This window comes from Nostoc sp. KVJ3, assembly GCF_026127265.1.
GTDB lineage: Bacteria > Cyanobacteriota > Cyanobacteriia > Cyanobacteriales > Nostocaceae > Nostoc.
Window position 1 is genome coordinate 3,437,650 of sequence record NZ_WWFG01000001.1, and the last position, 23,584, is coordinate 3,461,233.

The 23,584-nt window shown below is 40.9% G+C and carries 22 protein-coding genes and 2 pseudogenes; 9 read left to right on the forward strand and 15 right to left on the reverse strand.

Annotation, left to right across the window (positions count from 1 at the left end):
- Nucleotides 1-24: 24 nt before the first annotated feature.
- The 8 genes and pseudogenes from GTQ43_RS13605 to GTQ43_RS13640 all read right to left on the reverse strand — a co-directional run bounded on the left by GTQ43_RS13605 (nt 25) and on the right by GTQ43_RS13640 (nt 7,885).
- Nucleotides 25-1,275: a glycosyltransferase family protein gene (locus tag GTQ43_RS13605; protein ID WP_265273129.1), complete on the reverse strand. Its 1,251-nt coding sequence runs from the start codon at nt 1,273-1,275 to the stop codon at nt 25-27.
- A gap of 7 nt (nt 1,276-1,282) precedes the next feature.
- Nucleotides 1,283-2,410, reverse strand: a complete 1,128-nt coding sequence (locus GTQ43_RS13610) for a sulfotransferase domain-containing protein (RefSeq protein WP_265273131.1) — start codon at nt 2,408-2,410, stop codon at nt 1,283-1,285.
- A 90-nt stretch (nt 2,411-2,500) separates the two neighbouring features.
- Nucleotides 2,501-3,697 carry a class I SAM-dependent methyltransferase gene (locus GTQ43_RS13615; protein ID WP_265273133.1) on the reverse strand — a complete coding sequence of 399 codons (1,197 nt, stop codon included), beginning with the start codon at nt 3,695-3,697 and terminating at the stop codon, nt 2,501-2,503.
- Between the two features lie 101 nt (nt 3,698-3,798).
- Nucleotides 3,799-4,554, reverse strand: coding sequence for an ABC transporter ATP-binding protein (locus GTQ43_RS13620; protein ID WP_265273134.1), 756 nt, complete (start codon nt 4,552-4,554; stop codon nt 3,799-3,801).
- On the reverse strand, nt 4,555-5,361 hold the full coding sequence (locus tag GTQ43_RS13625; RefSeq protein WP_265273135.1) for an ABC transporter permease: 807 nt from the start codon (nt 5,359-5,361) through the stop codon (nt 4,555-4,557).
- Nucleotides 5,362-5,671: 310 nt separating this feature from the next.
- Nucleotides 5,672-6,325 carry a Uma2 family endonuclease gene (locus GTQ43_RS13630; RefSeq protein WP_265273136.1) on the reverse strand — a complete coding sequence of 218 codons (654 nt, stop codon included), beginning with the start codon at nt 6,323-6,325 and terminating at the stop codon, nt 5,672-5,674.
- A 12-nt stretch (nt 6,326-6,337) separates the two neighbouring features.
- Nucleotides 6,338-7,075, reverse strand: a pseudogene (locus GTQ43_RS13635) (Uma2 family endonuclease).
- 18 nt (nt 7,076-7,093) lie between these two features.
- Nucleotides 7,094-7,885 carry a Uma2 family endonuclease gene (locus tag GTQ43_RS13640; protein WP_265273759.1) on the reverse strand — a complete coding sequence of 264 codons (792 nt, stop codon included), beginning with the start codon at nt 7,883-7,885 and terminating at the stop codon, nt 7,094-7,096.
- A 191-nt stretch (nt 7,886-8,076) separates the two neighbouring features.
- Between GTQ43_RS13640 and GTQ43_RS13645 the strand changes: the two genes are divergently transcribed.
- From GTQ43_RS13645 to GTQ43_RS13660, 4 genes are all read left to right on the forward strand, one after another.
- Complete coding sequence (locus GTQ43_RS13645) at nt 8,077-8,265, forward strand: DUF2862 domain-containing protein (RefSeq protein WP_265273137.1); 189 nt, start codon at nt 8,077-8,079, stop codon at nt 8,263-8,265.
- Between the two features lie 120 nt (nt 8,266-8,385).
- Entirely contained in the window at nt 8,386-9,486 is a 1,101-nt protein-coding gene (locus tag GTQ43_RS13650) for an ArsA family ATPase (RefSeq protein WP_265273138.1), read from the forward strand.
- Between the two features lie 93 nt (nt 9,487-9,579).
- Nucleotides 9,580-10,626, forward strand: coding sequence for a chlorophyll synthase ChlG (chlG, locus tag GTQ43_RS13655; RefSeq protein ID WP_265273139.1), 1,047 nt, complete (start codon nt 9,580-9,582; stop codon nt 10,624-10,626).
- A gap of 150 nt (nt 10,627-10,776) precedes the next feature.
- Nucleotides 10,777-11,064 (forward strand): hypothetical protein, encoded by a 288-nt coding sequence (locus GTQ43_RS13660; RefSeq protein WP_265273140.1) that lies wholly within the window; start codon nt 10,777-10,779, stop codon nt 11,062-11,064.
- A gap of 69 nt (nt 11,065-11,133) precedes the next feature.
- Here the strand turns inward: GTQ43_RS13660 and GTQ43_RS13665 are convergent, their stop codons facing one another.
- The 4 genes from GTQ43_RS13665 to GTQ43_RS13680 form a co-directional block, all read right to left on the reverse strand.
- On the reverse strand, nt 11,134-12,090 hold the full coding sequence (locus GTQ43_RS13665) for an MDR/zinc-dependent alcohol dehydrogenase-like family protein (protein ID WP_265273141.1): 957 nt from the start codon (nt 12,088-12,090) through the stop codon (nt 11,134-11,136).
- A gap of 104 nt (nt 12,091-12,194) precedes the next feature.
- Nucleotides 12,195-12,767: a hypothetical protein gene (locus tag GTQ43_RS13670; RefSeq protein ID WP_265273142.1), complete on the reverse strand. Its 573-nt coding sequence runs from the start codon at nt 12,765-12,767 to the stop codon at nt 12,195-12,197.
- Between the two features lie 215 nt (nt 12,768-12,982).
- A complete protein-coding gene (locus GTQ43_RS13675; RefSeq protein ID WP_265273143.1) occupies nt 12,983-13,789 on the reverse strand; it encodes an inositol monophosphatase family protein in 807 nt (268 codons plus the stop codon).
- 71 nt (nt 13,790-13,860) lie between these two features.
- Entirely contained in the window at nt 13,861-15,294 is a 1,434-nt protein-coding gene (locus tag GTQ43_RS13680) for a BCD family MFS transporter (protein WP_265273144.1), read from the reverse strand.
- A 259-nt stretch (nt 15,295-15,553) separates the two neighbouring features.
- On the opposite strand from GTQ43_RS13680, the pseudogene GTQ43_RS13685 reads away from it, so the two are divergent.
- The 4 genes and pseudogenes from GTQ43_RS13685 to GTQ43_RS13700 form a co-directional block, all read left to right on the forward strand.
- Nucleotides 15,554-15,964: pseudogene (locus GTQ43_RS13685) on the forward strand (DUF2887 domain-containing protein); the annotation flags it as partial.
- A 706-nt stretch (nt 15,965-16,670) separates the two neighbouring features.
- On the forward strand, nt 16,671-16,895 hold the full coding sequence (locus GTQ43_RS13690; protein ID WP_265273146.1) for a hypothetical protein: 225 nt from the start codon (nt 16,671-16,673) through the stop codon (nt 16,893-16,895).
- 49 nt (nt 16,896-16,944) lie between these two features.
- Nucleotides 16,945-17,103, forward strand: a complete 159-nt coding sequence (locus GTQ43_RS13695) for a hypothetical protein (protein ID WP_265273147.1) — start codon at nt 16,945-16,947, stop codon at nt 17,101-17,103.
- Between the two features lie 49 nt (nt 17,104-17,152).
- Nucleotides 17,153-18,100 carry an aldo/keto reductase gene (locus GTQ43_RS13700; RefSeq protein ID WP_265273148.1) on the forward strand — a complete coding sequence of 316 codons (948 nt, stop codon included), beginning with the start codon at nt 17,153-17,155 and terminating at the stop codon, nt 18,098-18,100.
- A gap of 10 nt (nt 18,101-18,110) precedes the next feature.
- On the opposite strand, the gene GTQ43_RS13705 is transcribed toward GTQ43_RS13700, so the two are convergent.
- From GTQ43_RS13705 to rimO, 3 genes are all read right to left on the reverse strand, one after another.
- Nucleotides 18,111-18,671, reverse strand: coding sequence for a Uma2 family endonuclease (locus GTQ43_RS13705; RefSeq protein ID WP_265273149.1), 561 nt, complete (start codon nt 18,669-18,671; stop codon nt 18,111-18,113).
- Between the two features lie 197 nt (nt 18,672-18,868).
- Entirely contained in the window at nt 18,869-20,395 is a 1,527-nt protein-coding gene (locus GTQ43_RS13710; RefSeq protein WP_265273150.1) for a DEAD/DEAH box helicase, read from the reverse strand.
- A 261-nt stretch (nt 20,396-20,656) separates the two neighbouring features.
- Nucleotides 20,657-21,976 carry a 30S ribosomal protein S12 methylthiotransferase RimO gene (rimO, locus tag GTQ43_RS13715; RefSeq protein ID WP_265273152.1) on the reverse strand — a complete coding sequence of 440 codons (1,320 nt, stop codon included), beginning with the start codon at nt 21,974-21,976 and terminating at the stop codon, nt 20,657-20,659.
- Between the two features lie 675 nt (nt 21,977-22,651).
- Between rimO and btpA the strand changes: the two genes are divergently transcribed.
- Nucleotides 22,652-23,500 (forward strand): photosystem I biogenesis protein BtpA, encoded by an 849-nt coding sequence (btpA, locus tag GTQ43_RS13720; protein WP_265273153.1) that lies wholly within the window; start codon nt 22,652-22,654, stop codon nt 23,498-23,500.
- Nucleotides 23,501-23,584 lie beyond the last annotated feature (84 nt).

The following is a 23,584-nucleotide window of genomic DNA, read 5'->3' on the forward strand; positions in this document are numbered from 1 at the left end:
ATACTAGATAAGTATTGACTAATCCTAATCTTCTGATGGTATTCCTAATAATTTTTTCACCTTGAACCATGCTGTTCTTAGCTTCCAGAATTTACTAGTTTTCATTGCATCGATCAAATCTTCGGCTTGTTTTAATTTAGTTTTCAGGGATTGTATTTCAGATTTTAACTGTGGATTAGTTAATTCACTATCTCCTAAAATACTCGATATTTCCTCTGGCAATTGATATGAAAAATCTAGTGAAATTTTCGGGATAGCATAGTCCTCTTGAATATGCTCTCTATTTTTTAGCTCTGGTATAAGCTGGTACTCAACTTTATTCCCAGTTGTGACAAATTCGATTATCTGCTGAATTCTATGCTCAATTGTATGTTTTGTAATAACTTCTTCCTGAGCAGTAATAGTAATTGTTTCTAAATCTTTTATATGCTTTAAGTAATAATTAATTTGTTCAGCCAGCTTTTCAAAGTTATCGATATCGTAAGGTATATAATGCTGATAATCTTTGAATATCTTTGCAGCTATTGGTCGACCCTTTAAATTGTATTGAAATAATAAAGTGCCGCAAGCCATTGCTTCATAAACTCTAGTAGAATAACCCCAGCCAACATCGCTTACACTAGGTAAATTTATAGTAGCTGTGTAATTATTTAATTTTAGAACTAACTCCTCAAATGAGTCTAGTGAGCCAATCTGTTTATCTGTAAATTCTACTAAATTCTTTTCCAGAAGCTTGTCTAACAAGATTTTTCTTTCACTATAAACATTGGGTATCCCAAAATCAGTTATTTGACCAAAAAAGAAGAGTTTATTTTTTCTTTCAGGAGGCGCTAATTTAACTTTAAAATTTTCCCCGTCAACCCACAGAGGCATAAAGCAAGCGTTATTTCCTTTCTTTTTATAAAAGATACTATCTTTTTCATCTACATACAAAAAGTAGTCAAAGCATCGAATAGCGCTTGAAGACTTATGTATACTATCAGGGAATCGTGAGTTTAAAATTAATTCCCAAGCAATACACACAGTGGGAATTTTCAGTTTATACCAAAACTCCCGTTTTTGTGAGGTATTGTGAAGATATATCATATGATGATCTGCACACATTAATATAATTAAATCAGACGTGCTGTTTTTTAGATAGTCAAAAAGTTGTTCATAGTTAAACTGGTTCAATTGAAAGCACTTATTTAATAAGCCCATTCTTTCCAATGTCAAGGCAAACCCTTTACCTCCTGTCCAATGAATATTATCTGGCCATACAAAATCTATTTTCATATCATTATTAGTTAATTGGTAATCCTACTATTTGCTTGATTCTAAACCAAGCCTGACGCATTTTCCAAAACTTACTACTTTCCATAGCAGCTATTCTTTGTTCAGTTTGCTGTAATTGGGATTGAGTTTGTTGTAATTGGGATTGAGTTTGCTGTAACTGGGATTGAGTTTGTTGTAATTGGGATTGAGTTTGCTGTAACTGGGATTGAGTTTGCTGTAACTGGGATTGAGTTTGTTGTAACTGGGATTGAGTTTGCTGTAATTGGGATTGAGTTTGTTGTAATTGGGATTGAGTTTGCTGTAATTGGGATTGAGTTTGCTGTAATAATTTTGGATTTTCCGATAGATAACCTAATCTAATCAATGCTGAACCATGAAATTTTATAAAAGAATTCATCTGTTCTGCGTTAAAGCAATCTTGACTTTCTCCAATCTGACCTTTTCTAACAAAATTCATGGAGGGATCAGAATTAATCAATTCAGGAACATCAGAATATTGTTTAAGTTCTAAATTTTGCATTTTTTCAAAGCTAGAAGCTAAAACTGCAGTTTTAACTGCCTCGTGATTAGGTTTAATTCCTGAAAAAATAAGCATTTTTTCTAATTGTTGAATAGGATTATTTTTCAAATCTTCATAACTTATGAGCAGAAAGTTTGATGAAGCGTTGTCTAACCATCCATGAACGTGATTACTCCAAGTTCCAATGGAAGCATTGAAATGATCGGTAAAACCATAGTTGAATAATAAAATAAAATCATGAAATTTAGTTTTTTGAGGAATTGTTCGGAATTTCAAGCAAAAGTAGTAATAAGAAACTGCCACATCCATTCCATGTCGAACAACATAAATCACCTTTTTATAAATAGGTGTATATGAAGCATGACTTGTAATATAAAGAGGTCTTGTTTTTGAATTTTCAATTAGGTCTCGACCGTCATAAATTGAAGGCAGAATTTGACGGTAATTAGTAAAATCACATTTATCTTCAGTTAGATAATTGCCAATCAAGAATCTCACCCAAGTGTTTCCAGACTTAGGATAGGAGACCAAAAATATCACATCATCAAGTGTAATTCCATTGGGTAATTTGCCATTCAAGGCTATTTGCTGTTCTTCTAATGTTAAACTACTCATAAATAGTTTTTGAGTTTATTTTTTGATCTGCTCGTAATTTAAAACATTACTACCTTGCGATTTTGGGATATTAACTTTATATTTTCTTAATTAGTTAATTCGTAATCCTATTCTTTGCTTGATTCTAAACCAAGCCTGACGTATTTTCCAAAATTTACTACTTTCTATAGCAGCGATTCTTTCTTCAGTCTGCTGTAATTGGGATTGAGTTTGCTGTAATTGGGATTGAGTTTGCTGTAATTGGGATTGAGTTTGCTGTAATTGGGATTGAGTTTGCTGTAATTGGGATTGAGTTTGCTGTAATTGGGATTGAGTTTGCTGTAATTGGGATTGAGTTTGCTGTAATTGGGATTGAGTCTCTACATTCCTTAATAAATTAATTTGCAAGTTATCATAGTTGGCTTTACATTCTTCAGATTTATCTATCAATGCTTGTATTAGTCTTCCTGATGGATGTGACAACAAATATTGACTAATTTTTTCAGCCGCATTTTTAACAATATTTTTTTTACTAGCTATAAGATACATATCATAAAAATAAAATATTGGCTCTTCAAATTCAATGACATTAAATCCGATACGATTTAATAATTCTTTAGCAGAATTTTTATTAAATAGATATAGATGTTCATCAGCTTTCATTTGCCCTAAAAAAATATCGTTATTATTAATCATATCTTCATAAGTTCTATTTTCTCCATAACAAGGCATTTGTATAATAAAAATAGCATCCTCTTTTAGAAGAGATGCACAATATTCCATTGTTACTAAAGGCTCTGGTAAATGTTCTAAAACATCGTTTAAAATAATTGCATCAAATTTCTCTTCTTTTTCAAACTGAAATTTTTGATCTCCAATTTTACCTAATAGCATAGGAATATCAAAAGCTTCACGCGCAAAAGATACAACCCAAGGACTCATTTCAGATCCTATTGCATTAAAACCACTCCATTTCATCAGTCCGACTAAACCTCCATGAGCGCAACCCAATTCTATAACTCTAGCTGGAGGTAGTTTATATTTAAGAAGTGTGCATAACCAATAAAGACATCTTTCAGGTAAATCTTGACGACTCCGTTGATAAATATCTGGAAATCCCAGTTCATCCATGTGAGAAAACCAGTATTTTTTACCATAAAAATCTTCTTGATCGTTTTCAACAACAGTTTCTTCAACACTTAGTCCACATTGAGATACTAAAGTGCTACATTCCTGACAAATGGAATATTCAGGAGAAAAATAGTTTAGATGAGTACTACCACACCAACATTTTTGGATTTTCAGCATATATAGATTTACTATTTTTAAGCATTATTGAATTTAATCAATATGGCTCTTTAGTTTCTGTTATGTCAATCTAGCAGTAAATCCTGTAATCTTGAAAAGATTTAACTAGAAAAAGATTGACCTTGATTAACACTTTTAAGATAGACTCTTACAACTTCATTAGCTTCTCCAGCCAATTTTATATTACCCTTATTTAACCAAATGGCTTTATCACAAGATTGTTGTATAAACTCCATTGAATGAGAAACAACTATAATTGTGACATGAGCCTCCCAAAACTTATCCATCCTTTGCTTACATTTGTTCTTAAAACTCTCATCTCCTACTGATAACACTTCATCTAGTATCAAAATATCTGGTTGTATATCAGTAGCGATCGCAAATCCTAGCCGTGCAACCATACCCGAAGATAACCCCTTCACAGGCATGAGTGTATAATCCTGTAATTCTGCAAACTCCAAAATTGACTGAATTCTTTGTTGCATATCTGCTCTGGAAAATCCCAGCAGCACTCCATACAACAAAATATTATCCATGACAGAAATTTCTGCATCAAACCCTCCTCCGAGTTCAATCAAAGGAGCAATTTGACCTCGCACTCTTACTGAACCAGTCGTCGGTTGAAGAATGCCACAAATTATCTTTAAAAGTGTTGATTTACCAGAGCCATTAGCCCCAATAATACCTATTTTTTCCCCCCTTTCGACCACTAAATTAATTTTGTCTAATACTAACTTCTTTGCAGGCTGGCGATATTTGCCCTCTAATATAGAAAGCAGCGTTTTCTTAAAGTCATAGGAAAACTCTTCTTGTGTGCGTCGCCATAGCGAAACATTATCCAGGCGAATTACTTCCATTTACAGTAAATCCATAAACTGATGTCGCCACAGATGAAAACACGTCCATCCCAGGGTCAAAATAATTACGCCACTAAGTAAAGCGCCCCAAATTAAACCTAAATCTGGTGGAGATCCTGATAATGTAATTTGACGCAGACTTTCAATAATGGGTGATAGCGGATTTAAGCTTAAGAATGGCTTTACCTGCTTTGCTACAATAGCTGCTGGATAAAATATAGGACTACTGAGGCAAATCACAAATACAACTAACTCATAAAAATAAGGTAAATCTCTAAAAAATACGTATAAAGCGCTTACCAAAAATCCAATTCCTGTAGAAACTAAGATTAGAGCTAGAAATGGAAATACCAATGCTGCAACATTTACTAGACTTTTGGAATTAATCAAAGTCATAATCACTAATAAGGGAAATGTTCCCACCGAAAATTGAAATACACTTGCTGCAATCATCGATAGAGGAAAAACGCTCACTGGCAGACGAATTTTATTCAGAAGTGAGCCATTACCAACTACACTACCCAATGCCTGAGAAGTGGAAGCCGAGAAAAAATTTATAACCACCAACCCTGTAAAGGCTGCCAATACATAGTTCATTATGGAATTGCCATAATAGGATGCAAAAGTCGCGCCAAAGATTGCCGTATATAAGCCAGTCATAATCAACGGGTTCAACAGCGACCAATATACACCTAAAAACGACCCACGGTAGCGAACTTTCAGGTTACGCGATACCAAAACGTGCAGCAATTCCCAATAGCGCCGCACCTGCAACCAAGTTGAATTATCTTTAAGCGAAATTATCATCCTTAAGAACCACCACACACCACAGACAAGTTATTCGCAAATTTTATAGTATCAGAGCGGACTTTGCCGCACTAGCCTACCATTAAAGACTTTATTTTAAAAAGCACTGTGAAACGCACAAGTTACTATTTAATATTTTTATACTCTTAACCACACCCTACCCTGACAAGACCAGTTGATTTATCAATTTGTTCCTAGAACTCTGTGCTACAAACCAGCATGGTTAAAGTATCATACGAATGTTTAAAAGTCAAGTATAATCCTTTTCAGGATGTCTACTCATTGGATGATCTAAGCACTACTCTATTACCTAGCTCAAGCTATCCGGATCGACTCCGAGCGATCGCAAATATTCTGCCAGTTTATCAGCCCGTTGGCGTTCTTGTTGTAATTGTTCAGCCAGTTCAGTCGGTGTGAGTAATTTCTCCCCGGTATCTAGACGATAAAATCCCAATAGTTCACCCTCCACCGCCACTCTTAATCCTAAAGGTTGAGATATACCATCGGTAATTAACTGGTAAGCTTCATCCTCTAACCTATATCCTCTTAACTTTTCTTCAATCCATTCCCCCTTGGGGTCAAATAACCAATATTCTAAAATCCCTAATTGTTCATAGAGATTTTTCTTTTGCTCTTGGTCTTGTTTTTGAGTTCCTTGAGAAGTCATTTCAAATACCACCTGGGGAACTTGACCTTCCTCCCAAACTTTATAACTATCCCGACCCCCAGGCGGCACATCAAAAATTACCATTACATCTGGTGCAACTCTTAATTTAGGAAACCCTTGAGCATAGTAGAGAAATTGGTCTGCTAAAACTGTGGCTTGTCTGCCTGCTAGGTATTGTTTAATTACTTCTAAGGTGGTGAGAATTGCGTAGAGATGTAGGTATGATTCTGCCAATGGTTCACCGTCGGAACTGGGATATTCGATGTTGGGATTGACTATTTTGATGGTTGTAGTCATAGCTACCTTTTACTAGGGTAGGTTGTTTGGATCAATTCCTTGCGATCGCAAATATTCTGCCAGTTTATCAGCCCGTTGGCTTTCTTGTTCGGCTTTTTCTTTAGATGTCGACACCCAACCTGCTGCATTATACCAACGTAACCACAAACCTGTTGTCTGCTGATAAAAACCTTGCCAAAGACCCAATCCTAGTTCTAACTCCTCCAACCAGAAGCGGTTCTCTGGTAAAGATATTGCCTCGTAGCGAGTACCTCTAAGTTGAAAGGCACGCAAATGATTTTCGTAGCGATCATAGACAACGTAGTAGGGAACCCGCAAAATGCGTTCATATACTTCCCACTTCGTTGGCGGCTGATTGACCTCGCGCAGTTTTTTCCCTAAGTCTTCTTGTTCTGTGCCTGGTGAAAGTAATTCAACTATTAAAAACGGAATAACTCCCTCTTGCTAAATGACGTAACTTAAGCGTAGGTCTTGCTGCTGGCTAGCGCTAGGTATTCCTAAAACCATATACCACCAATCAGGACGCTTGTACCACAAAGTATGGCGAGGATCGTAGTAAAGATTCAAATCGCTAGCAAGTAAAATTTCCTCAGATGGATAAGTCAGAGGTTGACAAGTCTCACTGAGCAAATCAGCCTGAATGCAGTGAAATTCATCTGGCAAACCTGATTCCCCGATTAATTCACTGGGTAAATCATACATCGTCGGCATGGTTTCTTGTGGTGGACGGGGGGGATCTGTTTGATACATGACTACTATCTTGCTTGCTTAACTCAAGCTATCTGGATTAACTCCTAACGATCGCAAATGTTCCGCCAAGCGTTGCGATCGCAGTCGTTCTTGTTCCAACTGCAATTCTGCCTCAGATGCCTGTTGCTGGGCAAGTGATGCTTCTTGCTGGGCAAGTGATGCCTGTTGCTGGGCAAGTGATGCTTCTTGCTGGGCTGCGATCGCCATCTGTTGCGCTGCAATAGCAGCTTCCTCTGGTGTGGGAACTAAATCGCCATCAGGTGTGAAGTAGCGTAGTTTACCTCCTTCTATGCCTAAATACAACCTAAGCACATCGCTCCAACGCCATCCCCGCGCATTGGGTGTAATTTCCTGATACTTGTTACCTACCAATTCCCAACCCATAAATTCCAGATTTTCCGGCGAAAACCAAAAATATTCTGGTGTGTGAAATCGATTTTCATAGAGATTTTTCTTCAAATTTCGGTCAATATCAGCCGTACTTTCAGAAAGTAATTCAATAATCAAATCTGGATAACGACCATCTTCTTCCCAGACTACCCAGGAATTACGCGATCGCTTTTCGGTGTCTTTGACCAAAAAAAAGTCTGGCCCTCGAAAATCTCGATTTCGCAACTGCTGACGGCTAAAATAAATTGTTAGATTCGCACCTATAAAGAAATCATTACAGTCACGCCACAGCCACTCAAGGGAAGTTACTAGCAGCAGTAGCTGCATATAGTGCAATGAAGTTTCCATCTCCGGCTCATCACTTAACAACTGAGTTGCATCGGGCATCTGCTGTTCTAGCTGTTGCGCTGTAACCAACACCATCGCTGTACCTGTTTGATTGTTGATTTAATTTTAAGCCCTTAAGTCTTAAGTTAGGAGTTGGGAGAGACGCGATTAATCGCGTCTGTACAGGAGTTATTCTCCCTCATCTCCCTCATCCCCGAATTTATGAGAGCAGAGTCACGGATTCCGCTACACTGAGACGAAGGTTTGTTGCATTGTAATTAGGCATGGAAATCGGACAAAAGGTTAAAGTGTTTCGTTTACGCGATCGCGTTTCTGCCCCAATTGTAAAAAAACTAGGACAAGTGGGTATCATCCAAGGCTACAAAGTCATTGATGCTGGCATCGGTGTAGTGGTGCTATTTGAGGACAATACTTCCACTTGGTTTTTTGAAGATGAAATTAAACCTGTGTAGTTGTGAAGAACTCAGATGCGGGTTTTTCTTGGCATCTGAAATTTCCAGCACAGGCTGAGAATCTTTATTGAGTGCTAAGTTGGAATTGAAAAGATCGGCGGTGAAAACAGGAATCAAGTAATGGCTCTAATATTGACATTTTTGGGCAAAGGCGGCACCGCTCGTACCAAAATTGCGATCGCCGCCGCCAAATTATTGGCAAGTCAAGGCAAACGCGTACTCCTCGCAGGACAAGCAGAACCAACATTATCAATCCTGTTGGGTACTCCCATTGCTGCTGATCCCCAAGAAATCGCTCCCAAGCTACAGGCGGTACAGTTTAAGGCATCTTTACTGCTAGAACGCAACTGGGATGAAGTAAAAAAACTTGAGGCTCAATATCTCCGCACACCCATTTTTAAAGAGGTTTTTGGTCAAGAACTGGTAGTATTACCAGGAATGGACAGCGCCCTAGCCCTCAATGCGATCCGCGAATATGATGCCAGTGGCAAATATGATGCGATCGTCTACGATGGCACGGGTGACTCTTTAATGTTGCGAATGTTGGGCTTGCCAGAATCTCTTAGTTGGTATGTCCGGCGATTTCGCCAATTGTTTGTCAACTCCGATTTGGGGAAGACAATTACTGAATCGCCCTTAATTCAACCGCTAATTAGCAGCTTTTTCAATATCAACTGGACAGCAGATAACTTTGCAGCGCCCACTAACCAAGTCAATAATTTCTTGGAAAAGGGGAGAGCCGCTCTAGCCGATCCCAAACGTGTTGCTGCATTCTTAGTGACCACAGGAGATCCTATTGAGGTAGCAAATGCTCGTTATTTGTGGGGTAGCGCTCAACAAATTGGTTTAACTGTAGGTGGCGTTCTGCTTGTGTCTTCTGAGACTAGCGTCAATCTGTCAGAGGAATTTATACCCCTACCCGTGAGCGTCGTTCCCGACTCAACTACAGGTGACTGGCAAACACTAATAGACGCTTTACCCAACTTTGAAGCACAAGCTTTACAGGCTCCTAAACCAATTGAAATAGACATCCACAATCGTCAAATCCGCTTGTTCTTGCCAGGATTTGACAAAAAGCATGTCAAGCTGACCCAATATGGGCCAGAAGTCACCATAGAAGCAGGAGACCAGCGACGGAATATTCCTCTACCCCCGGCTTTGAGTGGCAGAACCGTTGCCGGAGCAAAGTTTCAGAATAATTATTTGATAATTTCGTTTTAATTTAGTTAGGAGTTAGGAGTGAGGAGTTAGGAATAAAACAATAATTCATAACTTTTAACTTCTAACTCCTTACTCTAAAAAAAAATACGCTTTATGTCAGAATCAACTCCCATTACCCCAGACCCCAATCCAACTGAGGCTATAGACTCAGTAGCAATTAATCCCAGCCAACAAGCAATAGCAACGAGCGATCGCAATGCGAAAACTAGGCAGTTGCTGGGGATGAAAGGTGCAGCTGCTGGGGAAACTTCAATTTGGAAAATTCGTTTACAGCTAATGAAGCCCATTACCTGGATTCCCCTGATTTGGGGCGTAGTCTGTGGTGCGGCTTCTTCAGGTAACTATACTTGGACGCTGGAAAATGTGTTGAAAGTATTAACCTGTATGCTGCTAGCTGGGCCATTAATGACAGGTTACACCCAAATCCTCAATGATTACTACGATCGCGAAATCGATGCCATCAATGAACCCTATCGCCCGATTCCCTCTGGGGCAATTCCCTTACCCCAGGTAATTATTCAGATTTGGGTATTGCTGATTGCTGGTAATGGTTTGGCATTTGTGCTAGATGTGTGGTCTGGTCATGAATTTCCGACAATTACAGCGATCGCAATTATCGGTTCTTTCATCGCCTATATTTATTCTGCACCTCCCCTGAAACTCAAGCAAAATGGCTGGCTAGGTAGCTACGCCTTGGGTGCAAGTTATATCACCCTACCTTGGTCTACAGGACACGCTTTGTTTGGTGAACTGAATTCCACAATTGTGATTTTGACAATGTTCTACAGCTTGGCTGGATTGGGCATTGCCATTGTCAATGATTTTAAGAGTGTAGAAGGCGATCGCCAGCTAGGATTAAATTCATTACCCGTAATGTTTGGGATTACCACTGCGGCATGGATTTGTGTAGTGACAATTGATGTATTTCAAGGATTTATTGCCGCTTATCTTGTCAGCATCCATGAGAATTTGTATGCAGCAATATTAGTGCTGTTAATCATCCCACAAATCACCTTGCAAGATATGTATTTCTTGCGCGACCCCGTGAAAAATGATGTTAAGTACCAAGCAAGCGCCCAACCATTCCTTGTTCTCGGAATGTTGGTAACAGGTTTAGCGCTAGGTCATGCTGGCATTTAATAAAGGAGTGCTGAGTTATTCCTCTACTCCCCATTACTAAACTTATACTTCTATATTGAGAAGTTCTGAATTAGGAGCGGAGCCGGAGACGCTCCGCCTCCGGTTAGGAGTTAATATACTTTTAATTCCTAATTTGTATCAGGACATACCGTGTTGGAACTGATATCTTTCCTTCTTCATGGGATTCAACCTTTATTAGTCCCAATTTGCTTTGTCGTTGCTTGGACAGTAATTATTCTTGTTGTTTTTAGTCTTTGTGCGGTGGCACGAGATAGCGTCACTATAGCCAAGCAAATGCATCAAATCCCCTGTACTGGTTGCCAATTTTTTACCGACAATTATCGTCTTAAATGTACTGTACGCCCATCTATTGCCAATACAGAAGAAGCAATCAATTGTTCTGACTATCAACCGAAGACAAATCCTTATCTGTATTAGGGTGTGGGGAGTGGGAGATGAGGGGGACAAGGGGGACAAGGAGAATACCCAATGACTAATGACTAATGACTAATGACTAATCTCTAACAATATTTTTAAAACACCCCTACTCTGGGCGTGTTCAAAGGCTACAAGCCCTTCAATGAGAGGGTAGGTGGCATGAATCAGGGGTTGCACGTCAACTTGTCCTGTGGCTAGTAGCTGGAGGGCTGGGGCAAAGGGCCCACAACGGGAGCCTATAAGAGTGATTTCATCCACTACTAAAGAGGAAACATCTAGGCTGAGGTTGCCAGCATAAGTACTTTTAAGTACAAGAGTACCACGGGGACGGAGGGCGCGGCGGGCGATCGCAAATCCTTCTGGATTGCCAGTACATTCTACTGAGATATCGAAATATCGATCTTTGACAGCATCAGTTAAACCAGTTTTAATTCCACGTGCCTCTAAGTTAGCAAGTTTGTCTTGATGTCGCCCCACAGCTAAGAGTTCACAGCCAGTTAAGGCTAATGTCTGGGCTACTAACTGCCCTAATTTACCATCTCCAACCACTAACACGCGATCGTTTGGACGCAATGGCACTTGCTGCTGAATTTCCAAAGCTGCTGCGATGGGTTCGGTAAATGTTGCTACTTCTGTCGGCACATTCTCAGGTACTAAATATAAGTTATCTATTGGCAAACAGAGATATTCACCAAAAGCTCCATTCCGGTTGACAATACCTAGAACTGTGCGATTTTCGCAGTGAGTTGGTTGTCCACTGCGACAAAACCGACAATGCCGACACACAGCATTGATTTCTCCAACTACACGTTGATTAACTAAGTGTTCTGGCCCTTTTTCAACCACGCCGACAAATTCATGCCCCAAAATCCCAGTGTAGGGATAGTAGCCTCTGAGTAGTTCTAAGTCAGTGTTGCAGATACCCGCACGCAAGACACGTATTAAGGCTTCTCCTGCTGGCGGTTCAGGAATGGGAATATCTGTGCGTAGTTGCAACTGGTTATTTTCGAGCCAAAGTCCTTTCATTTTGCTGTACTCCTTTGCCTAATATTTGTCATCCCAATTTTAAAAATATTTACAAAATAATTAATCGACTGTAGAGGCGTACATCTATGCGCTTCTATCGACGGTTATGTTTCTGTACTAAGTATTTCTTTATTTTTGGTTACATCAGTTTTGCTTAACCAAGTAACCAAGTCTTCTGAATCGAGTGCTATCTCACTTCCTAATGTTTTGATATAAAGAAGTCCATCACTAATAATTAAATCTCGGATTGGATACCATGAATCCCGTGTCCTGATCAGAAGCTCCAAGGGAATACTTAGTCTGGAATTATACTTACGATATTTCCACCAGGCTCGCCATAGAAGTACAGATTTAGTACAGTGCATCTCATAGCCTTTGGGAACTTCGCAGTGTTGATATTTATAGAAGCCCCGACTATCGACTTCTCCTTTTAGGAGATAACTATATTCTGCTAATGCCTGATTTATCAATTCCCACTGGGATGATTTTGGAGAAATAGAGAATTCAGATAGTGTGTTAGCTGGTTGGAAGGTAGCAATCACACCTTCAGATTTCGCTGTCAGTTGGTTGATTTTATACACTGTTTGCGCTGTCAAAGCAGGATTTGACAACAAAACTTCTTTTTTCTGGATAGAGTTTTGCACAAACTCTCGAATCAAATCTAGATTAGATAACATAAAATTATTTATACTAAGTTAAGCAGTGTGATGGAAGCCACAACGGTACTTAAATTAGTAACTACGCTGGTTTTACACTTAAATCAGGATTATTACCAGTTTTATTTATACTCAATTCTCTGTCTGACCAGGGCTTTATTAACTTTGATGTCGGGTATATCGTCACTCACTATTTTGGTTGACAAAATCAAGTTTTTCAAGTAGAAAACGGCAGATTAGATTTTTACGCCATCTAGAAAAGGTTGAAATACTGGAACTAATTCAGGACGACTGACAACAAGGGTGGGAAAAGAGCGATCGCTATAATCTTCTCCTGCTGACAACGGAAACGGTTCTGACTTCAGCGATAACCATACCCCGCCAGCAGCCTGGACAATCACCCAAGCACCAGCTAAGTCCCAAACTTTTGGTGTAGCCTCAATACCACCCAGAGTAGCCCCAGTTGCAACCGTCAAAAAGTTATAGCTAGCCACACCCAGCATCCGAATTTTACAGGGAAAGCCATTTTTGATAACTGCGGTGCTGCGAGAACAGAGGTTGAAAAAGTGATTGTTGCTGGGACTATCACCACTGGTATGGATGGGGTGGTGATTGAGAAATGCTCCTGTTGGCGTTTCTAACCCAGATGAACCAGGCCAGAAACCATAAAAGGCTTGATTTAAGGTTGGTGCGTAAACATACCCAAAAATGGGCGTGCCTCGATACAGTAAACCCAGAGATATTGTCCAGATGGGAATGCCACGTGTGAAGTTGGTTGTACCATCAAGAGGGTCAATTACCCAGCACCATTCAGTACCGGGAAATGATTGATCGCTTTCTTCACTCAAAATACCGTAACCAGAGAAAGTAGAAGCGATCGCATCCCGAATTTCTTGATCTGCCCATTTATCTGCTTGCGTCACCAAACTACCATCAGCTTTTTGAGAAGCCTGTACTTGCCCAAAATCTTGCATTAGCTGCTTGCCCACTCTGGTAGTAGTAGTTTGAGCAAAATCAAGAATTGTTGTCCAAAAATCATTCATTGGTTAATTCTCGCGCAAAGGGGTTTTGAGCGGCGATCTAGGTAGATTCGGGCTGGGTGTAAGTTTCTAGTTTAATCTAAATCGTTTTCTAAAACCGAAGCGATCGCAAGCTTTGTACTTGTTTGAAATTCTGTGATATTTACCCGACTCAGAAACCAAATCGACAGCACCATTCCCACGGCTTCTAGGACAAATACCAGTCCATAAGCTAACTCTAGGTTTGGTAGCAGCTTGCGTCCAATATCCAAAACCGTACCTCCGATTACTACCGCTATTCCTCTAGAAATGGACTGCGCTAATCCCCATGCGCCAATAAATGTACCTGCGGCTTCTGCTGCGGTGAGATCCAACATCAAGCTAATTGCTGCCGTTGTTAAAAAACCCGTAGCTAAACCAAATAAGACCAAAGCTAGTTTGAGAACTGCTGCATTAGCTGTGAATCCTGATATACCCAGCAATATTGAACAGAATGCTACCAACATACAGCCTAAACGTGCAGTTCTGCGCTTACCCAAACGCGGGACAATATAAAAGCCAGTAATTCCGTAAGCAATCAGTAAACCCGTTCCATAAAAAACATTTAATTTGGTACTTTCCGCTAGGGGCATCTTAAACACTTGACCCGCATAAGGTTCCAAAATCGGGTCTTGCATAAACAAGCTGATAGTCATCACCAATAGAAAGGTGAAAAATATACCTGTTTGTGGACTAGCTGTCAAGATTTTCCAAGCATTCCCTAGAGTAATGCTATCTTCCCGGTTCACCAGTGTAGAACGGGTTGAGTATTGAGAGTATTTTTTTTCTACGCCCAATGTCGCTGCGATCGCTAAACCAAATACAATTGCTGGGACGATAGTAAACAGCCTGGTGATAGATGTCTGTAAGGTTTCTAAGGTTGCTTCTGGCGTTAACTGTTTCAGCAAACTGGCACTGATAATTGCCCCAACAATAATCCCCACCATTAACATCGACCAAACCACACCAACTACTTTAGAACGGTTATCTTCTTCAGATATATCCACCAACAAAGCAGCAAAGGCAGTACCGCTAGCAGAAATTCCTAGACCGTATATAGCGAAAACTAAAGCCAAAAGTGCTGTCCAGCCGATTGTTTGCGTTGTCCATGCCCAACCACCTGCACTGCTTGCGGCAAGATTGAGTTGCCATATTACTTGTATAGCTAAAAAGGCTGCGATCGCAAATATTGCCGCGCCTACCCAAACATAAGCTGTGCGGTGGTATCCCCATAAAGGCTTGGCATCGGAAATCTGGCCGAACCAAATCCGGGAAGGAGCAACAAATAAAGGCAGTGCTAGAACGACTGATACTAGCGTCGCCGGAATTGCTATTTCTTGAATCATGACTCTGTTGAGTACGCCCAGAGTCAAAATAGACATCATGCTCAACCCCATCTGAAATAAACCCAACCGGAACATAGTCAGCAGGTTTACCCTTGGCACAGATAGGGATTTTGTTTTGGTATCAAATACTTCACCGCTTGCCATAGCTACTTTTTCGTATGGTTTATAGGATTTAATCTCTCTCTTTAAATAAAGATAAACCCTACCCGCTCGAAATCAGCGAACGAAAAGTGGAAGCTGCAATCCGTCTACTTCACTTTATGGCTTGATTGTAATCTGCGATGTCTACGACGGGCTACGCCTACGCATCACAAGAGAATTTTAGGATGAAATAGTGAAACGAGATTCCATTTACTATCAAATTTTTAAGCGCTTTCCTCGGTTACTCTTTGAACTGATTGATAATGAGTTAGGCGCAACTAATCAGCAGCCAATAGGCATCAACTTGATGCAGTTGACTCTAGCATCGGATGAAGTGATGGCACAGCAAGCAAAGCAATTGATTGAGCGGGTAAAATTAGAGGAAACGGACACACTGCCAAAAAACGAAATACTAGACATTATAACCACAATCGCCGTTTATAAGTTTTCGACCTTGAGTAGAGAGGAAGTTGAAGCTATGTTGGGACTGACTTTAGAGCAAACAAGGGTTTATCAGGAAGCGAAAGCCGAGGGTCGAGAAGAACGGAAAATTGAAATGTTGAAACTTACCGTTCCTCTGTTACTAAAAACAGGGATGAGTATGGAGCAGATCGCTCAACACCTCAATGTTGATATAGAAGCTGTCCAGCTTGCCACAGAACAAAACACATAGAATGGACATTTTATGTCTGTTGTCATACTTTTGCAAAATGAGGAGAGCTTGATTAAAATCCTCAATTGCCCTTTTATGGTTTCCAGAGCGATCGCGCCAAAATATGACAGATTAAGATGGCCATGACTTCATCGGAGTTGGGACTTGGTAAGATGGGACTCCAATCTCTAAAGTTTGCATAGTACTTCTACACTCACTCCCCCGAAAAATTGTTATGCCGCGTCCTGGAAAACTAAATTTTACTTTGGCTTTTAAATCACCTGCTGTAATCGCATCTCTGAGAAATGATTCCCTTTCCAGAAGACAATTAACACAACAATTACCGAAATATGGATGCAGTAATTACTGCTGATTGATTTAAAGACTGCTGAGTATTCCAAGCAGCTTGATTTAATCTATCGATTGGGTGCGACTACGATGCTTCTGACCGATTTCTCACTTTTGAACCGTTGATAAACTTGTATTCAAAATCGTAGCCAATACTGCCTGGCTGACATGAAAAGATTTTAAAGTAAACCTAAGAGTAATACTTAGTAGAGTTATGGTATTGCGCTGGAACTTTATCGGACGCAATCAAGCCATATAAAAATATCAATGTAAAAATGTGGTTTTAACTACGCTATTTCATTGAATTGGTAAGATAAAATTGCCGTATGTATGTCATCAAAGTACTTACCTTCATCTAGTAACAAAAAAGGCATAAGCAATGACTAAAGAACCAGTCAAGGTAATATTATGGGAAGAAAATCAAAAAGATTTTCTAAAAAAGTTCTATGATCTCCAATTTACTCCCAGAGTAGGAGAGGAAGTTTATCTAAAAAAGGAGAAATGGAAAGTAACCAGAGTAGAGCATGATGTAGAAATTAGTGAGATTAATGTCTACATGGAATTAATCAAAAAACCCAAGCAGGATAAATCATCTAATTCTTAAATACAAGTAAATACACTCAACTATAGCAATCCTATTTGATTTGTGAGAATTGCAACCCGCAGATCCCCGACTTCTCGAAGAAGTCGGGGATCTTGTTTATGCGCGTTTGATTCAGGTTTTAAATTTTTATGCAAGGCGCGGTGTCTACGACTACGCACCACAAGATTTGCAGCCAAGTGGTGGCGATCGCACCCAATCTTGTCTGTAACGATACACTATAAAAGTAAAGAAATGTAAATAAATTAAATTTTGCAACCGTGGAAAACATCACATTGGGGCAAAATGGCCCAGTTGTTACACCTTTGTGCATAGGCACTTGGGCTTGGGGTGATAAACTATTTTGGAATTATGGCGATCGCTACGGCGCAGAACAGTTACAAGAAGCCTTTACAGCAGCCTTAGAAGCTGGCATTACCTTCTTTGATACTGCTGAAGTCTACGGAATGGGACTATCAGAGAAATTTTTAGGGCAATTTTTGCAACAGACACAACAACCTGTACAAATCGCCACAAAATTTGGCCCCCTACCGTGGCGATTTACAGCCCAATCCGTATCTGATGCTTTAACAGATAGCCTCAAACGTCTGCAATTAGAGCGAATTGCCCTGTATCAAGTGCATTGGCCTTTTGCCTTCTTTTTAAGCCAAGAAACTCTGATGAACGCCCTAGCGGATGAAGTGAAGCTCGGCAGAATTGCCGCAGTCGGTGTAAGTAATTACTCAGCAGAGCAAATGCGAGACGCGCATCAAATATTGGCGGCTCGTGGAGTACCTTTGGCTGTGAACCAAGTGCGCTATTCTTTACTCAGTCGCCAAGTTGAAACCAAAGGTATTATCACAACTGCCCGTGAGTTAGGTGTGACTATCCTGGCATATAGTCCTTTAGCTCAGGGATTACTCACAGGTAAATACAGTATTGATAGTGCAGAAACCCCCACTGGTGCAAGGAAAATAGACCCGCGATTTAAGAAAGAAGGTCTGCAAAAAATTGCTCCAGTTATCTCTTTGCTACGCAATTTTGGGGAAAAATACGATCGCACCCCCGCCCAAGTTGCTCTCAACTGGTTAATTGCTCAGGAGAATGTTATTCCCATTGCTGGAGTCAAGACAGCCGAACAAGTGCGGCAGAATGCTGGTGCTTTGGGGTGGAAATTGAGCGACGATGAAGTTGGAGAGTTAGAACTAGTTAGTCGTCTTTGGCTGTAGTATTTCTCAACTACTCAAACACAGGAGGCCAAATTTCTGACACTATTAGCTCCCAACCTGGTAATAAGTCTGGTAGTGTCAGTCTATCGTTATCCTGCAAAATTATTGGTTCTTGATTGAGTCGATAAACTGTGAGTGTCAATTTGTCAGGATCAATTAGGATACCAACAGTAGATCCGAGTTGTAAGAATAGCTGAATCTTTTCTACCAGTGATTTAATTCGATCTGACTTAGATTTTATTTCAACCATCAAGTCAGGTACGAGTTCCACAAAGTCGCGCTTGCTTGTTTTTAATCTATCAGCATGAACAAAAGATACATCGGGAGCGCGGAGATTTCGTTTTTCGTTATCAGTTTCTAATGTAGGCAAAATAAAACCCGCACTAGAACCAGTTACCCGTCCTAGCCTCTGTGGGCGCACCCAATTAGCCAATTGCCGCGCAAACTCTATGCCTATTTCCTCTGACTCATAATCTGATGGCCCCATAACAACTATATTTCCGTCTACTAGCTCCATCTGCCATTCTGGATGCTCTACTTGTAGTTGCTCTAAGTCTGGAATAGTGAACATAAGACCACGAAGAATGCATCTTTAATTTATCTTCCTACAAACGGGTAGAAAAAATTAGCAAAAAAGCCAAAAAGTCAAGAGTCAAAGTCAAAATCTTGACTCCTAACTCTCAACTCTCCAATTTTAGGTTTGGATTTTGGATTGAAGAAAAAATCTAAAAATCTAAAATCCAAAATTAATTCACTTCTAATTGTTGACTAAGAAGCTGATTCTCTAGCTGTAGGTGAACCTATCTTTTTACTAGGGGATGCAGAAGACTCGTTCCCACTTGTCCGCAGTTTTGGCTTGGGAGAAGAATGTCTTTCTTCGTTGCTATCTGATTTCCATGCAGAACGAGGGCGATCGCTAGAAGATGATTCACGACGCTTACCAAGTCTAGGTTTGGGAGCGGAAGATTCCTCTTGGGGAATTTCCACGTCTGAACTCAACCAAGCGGGACGAGTTTGATCGTAAGCAATTTGCAGTGCAGCTGCGGCGATCGCTTGAGCATCATATTCTGCAATCAGTTCGCTAACTATCGGCAAGAATGAAGCCAAACGCTCACCTGTCAAAGCTTCCCGCACCAGTTCTTGCAATTTCAGGATGTGCCGCGCTTCAATTTGGGCGCGTGTTGGAATGGTCAGCAATTGCCAACTTTGGCGGTTATGACGTTCAAATGTTTGCTGTTTGCGCCGCTCAAATGGTTGTACTAAGGAAATTGCTGTTCCTTCTTTACCAGCACGACCAGTCCGACCAATACGGTGGACGTAGGTTTCTACGCTATCGGGTAAGTCGAAGTTGATTACGTGGGAGAGTTGATCGACATCTAACCCCCGTGCTGCAATATCAGTTGCTACCACCCAACGGACTTGACGGTTACGGAATCTGATCAATAACCGTTCCCGCGCTTGTTGTGACAAGTCACCGTGGTATTCATCTACACTGTGACCAGCCCCTTGTAACTGACTGGTGAGTTCTGCGGCGGTGCGTCTGGTGCGAACAAAGATTAAAGCTGTTTCTGGATCTTCCATTTCCAGAATCGGCTGTAAAGCTTTGGCTTTTGTCCAGTGGCGGGGGATCAAGTAAGCTACTTGATTAATCTTGTTGGGAGCGGCTTTTGGCTGCTCAACGGTGACAGTTGCAGGCGATCGCAAGAACTTGTTCACTAACATCCGAATCGATGGTGGCATTGTTGCCGAGAATAAAGCTGTTTGGCGATCTACGGGCGCTTGCGAGAGGATTTTGATTACATCGTCGATAAAGCCCATACTCAACATTTCATCAGCTTCATCCAACACAAACCATTTCACTTGATCGAGCTTTAAACAGCCGCGATCGAGTAAATCGATCACCCGTCCTGGAGTACCCACGACCATGTGAACGCCACGTCTGAGTTGTAACATTTGGCGGTCAATTGATTGACCACCATAGATTGCTAACACCCGCAATCCTTCATCACCGATGAATTGGGCGATCGCATCGTGAACTTGCATTGCTAATTCACGAGTTGGGGTTAAAACTATGGCTTGTACGGCTTTTTGATTAATATCTAGCCGCTCTAAAATAGGCAGTGAAAATGCTGCTGTTTTGCCTGTTCCAGTTTGAGATTGACCGACTACATCACGACCACCCAGCAATTGGGGAATTGCTTGGATTTGAATGTTAGTTGGTTCGGTAAAACCGATTTTTTCTAGTTGTGCGACACGTTCTTGAGAAATACCTAATTCTTGGAATGAAAGAGTCATTAATTCGTCCTAAATTTTATGTAAGGATTTTTGGATTAGTCATTTAGTCATTAGTCATTTAGTCATTAGTCATTAGTCATTAGTTATTAGTAAGCCAAGGGTGATAGCGTAGCCTAACTCTTAAAGAGGCTATGGCAAGTCCGCCAGCGTTTCAGGTAAACCCTCATGAAAACTGCTATTAATGCAGCATTGACCTTAGTATAAGGATGAATCTGTAAGGGTCATTTAACAAAGGACAAAAGACAAAGGACAAATGACAGCTTAGTTATTGACTACTTGACCATAGAGGTCGTATGTATCAGCGTGGTGAATCGCTACTGGCACGATGGTTCCTAACTTTGCCTGGCCTTTGACATACACCAGACCATCAACCTCTGGGGAAAATCTACCTGAACGACCTATTAGTTCACCACTTTCAGGATTTTCTTGCTCAATCAGGACATCGACGATTTTGCCTACTTCCTGTTGATTTTTCTTTTGAGAAATCGGTTGCTGGAGTTCCATCAGTTGGTATCGGCGATCGTCCATCACTTCTTGGGCCAACTGATTTGGTAGCTTGTAAGCTGGCGTTCCTTCCTCAGAGGAAAAGGTGAACACACCAACATGATCGAATTCATGCCGTTGAACGAACTCTAGTAGATGCTCAAAATGCTCTTGTGTTTCTCCTGGGAAACCAACAATAAATGTTGTCCGCAATACGGCTGTTGGTAGCGCCGTTTTGATGCGATCTATAATCCCATCATTTACGCGCCCTTGCCAAGGACGGTTCATAGCGCGGAGAATATCTGGATGAGAATGCTGCAAGGGCAAATCCAGATAAGGCAAGACGTTTGGTGTTTCTTGAATCGCCGCGATCGCATCTGGGGTCAGTCCCGTGGGATAAGCGTAATGCATTCTGATCCACGGTATATCTACTTTCCCCAAAGCGCGAAGTAATTCGGCTAATTTTGGCTGACCGTAAATATCCAAACCGTAATTAGTGGTGATTTGGGAAATTAAAATAATTTCCTTTACCCCTTGACTAACTAACTGCTCCGCTTCGGCGACTATAGATTCAATAGTACGCGATCGCTGGTTCCCTCGAAGATGAGGAATTATACAAAATGCACAACGATAATCACAACCTTCGGCAACTCGGAGGTAAGCTACACCCTCAGTTGTAGTGCGATAGCGAGGTGTAGTTTCGTCGGCAATATAGGTTGGCTCAATACTAACCTGTTTGACCCGTTCGCCTTGTTCTACACGCTCAATTACATTAACAATTTTGTGATAATCGCCTGTACCCACAATGGCTACTGCTTCGGGTAACTCTTCCAAAAGTTGTTCTTGGAAGTGTTGCGCCATACAGCCAGTGATTACGATCTTTTTATTTGCCTCTGCCAGTTCTACCAAAGTTCTGACAGATTCTTGCCGGGCTGCTTCAATAAAACTACAAGTATTAACAATAACGTAATCTGCTAACTCTTCATTTGTATCTACACCGTAACCTGCTTCTACAAGCATTCCCAGCATGTGTTCTGTATCAATTCGATTTTTCTCGCAGCCCAGATGAGAAATGGCAATTGTTGGCTTGTCACCCATATTTGGAAAATATCTTCATTTTTTTTCTTCTTGATAATCAAACATTCCGGCGCTAACTTCGCTTTTTGCTATCAGCATCCTCATGAAAACACTACAGTGACAAATTCCCACTGTTAGTAACCGTCCGTGGACTCATAACCCTATCAATAAATAAAAATAGAGGTCATGTTATGATATTCCTATCAATCTGTTCCCCAGGGTAAATTGAAGTGTCTTTGGGTACATTTGACACTTGTAATCTTTTTTAACAATTCGCCTATTGGTATTTTACATTACCTTGGCGTGTGCGTTGTTAATCTACCCATCGGGAAGCCGCCCAAAGGGCTTGTTGTTGAGAAGTCGCTACCCTCCGGGAAATCGACGAAAGCGACTACGCTTGATAAAGCAGTAATGTTAACCTGGCGATTGGCAAGTCCTGCGACTGGGCGCGGACAAGATGCCTAAACCACGGAAAGCTGCCTTGCGTCTAGTGAGTGGCAAACTCCTCTTGTAGCCAGGTTTTATCTTAACATATCTTATGGGAGGTTTCACGCCAATTTCCATCTGAGGAAGGAGGCAGTAAACCGACTATCATAAAACACATTTGACTAGTTAATGAAAAGTCAAGAGTCAAGGGTCATACAGTCAATAGTCAAAAAATTCTAGACTCTGGACTCCGCGAGGCGGATTAAAGACGTGGACTTATATCAATTATTTAAAACTCGCTCACCGATTATTGGCGTGGTTCACCTGCTACCACTACCTACCTCACCCCGTTGGGGAGGTAGCCTCAAAGCGGTGATTGACCGGGCCGAACAAGAAGCCGTAGCCCTTGCAAGCGGAGGGGTTGATGGGTTGATTGTGGAGAATTTTTTCGACGCGCCTTTTACTAAAAACCAAGTCGATCCCGTGGTTGTGAGTGCTATGACCATAGTGGTGCAACGGATACAAAACTTGGTAACTTTGCCTATAGGGTTAAACGTTTTGCGAAACGACGGCAAAAGTGCAATGGCGATCGCTAGCTGTGTACAGGCGCAATTTATCCGCGTCAACGTTCTCACAGGGGTAATGGCAACGGATCAGGGATTAATTGAGGGAGAAGCCTATCAACTACTCCGCTATCGACGGGAGTTAGGCTGTGATGTTAAAATCCTGGCCGATGTTTTGGTGAAGCACGCCCGTCCTTTGAGTTCTCCAAATCTCACAGTAGCTGTGAAAGACACCATTGAAAGGGGTTTAGCAGACGGAGTTATTTTATCTGGTTGGGCTACTGGTAGTCCACCTAACTTAGAAGATTTGGAACTAGCTTGTGATGCAGCAGCTGGCACACCAGTGTTTATCGGTAGTGGAGCCAATTGGGAAAATATTGATACATTGATGCAAGCAGCAGATGGTGTAATAGTTTCCAGTTCTCTAAAACGTCACGGACGAATAGAGCAACCAATTGACCCAATTCGCGTCAGCCAATTTGTCGAAGCTGCGCGTCGCAGTCGGAACTCCAAAGTTGAAAGCAAATCAGCAGAACAAGTGAAATTACATTCTTAGAAAGTGGGGAAAGAGAGTTAGGAGTTAGAAGTTAGGAGTTATGAGTTTTAAATTAATTGTTCCTAACTCCTCATTCTTAACTCC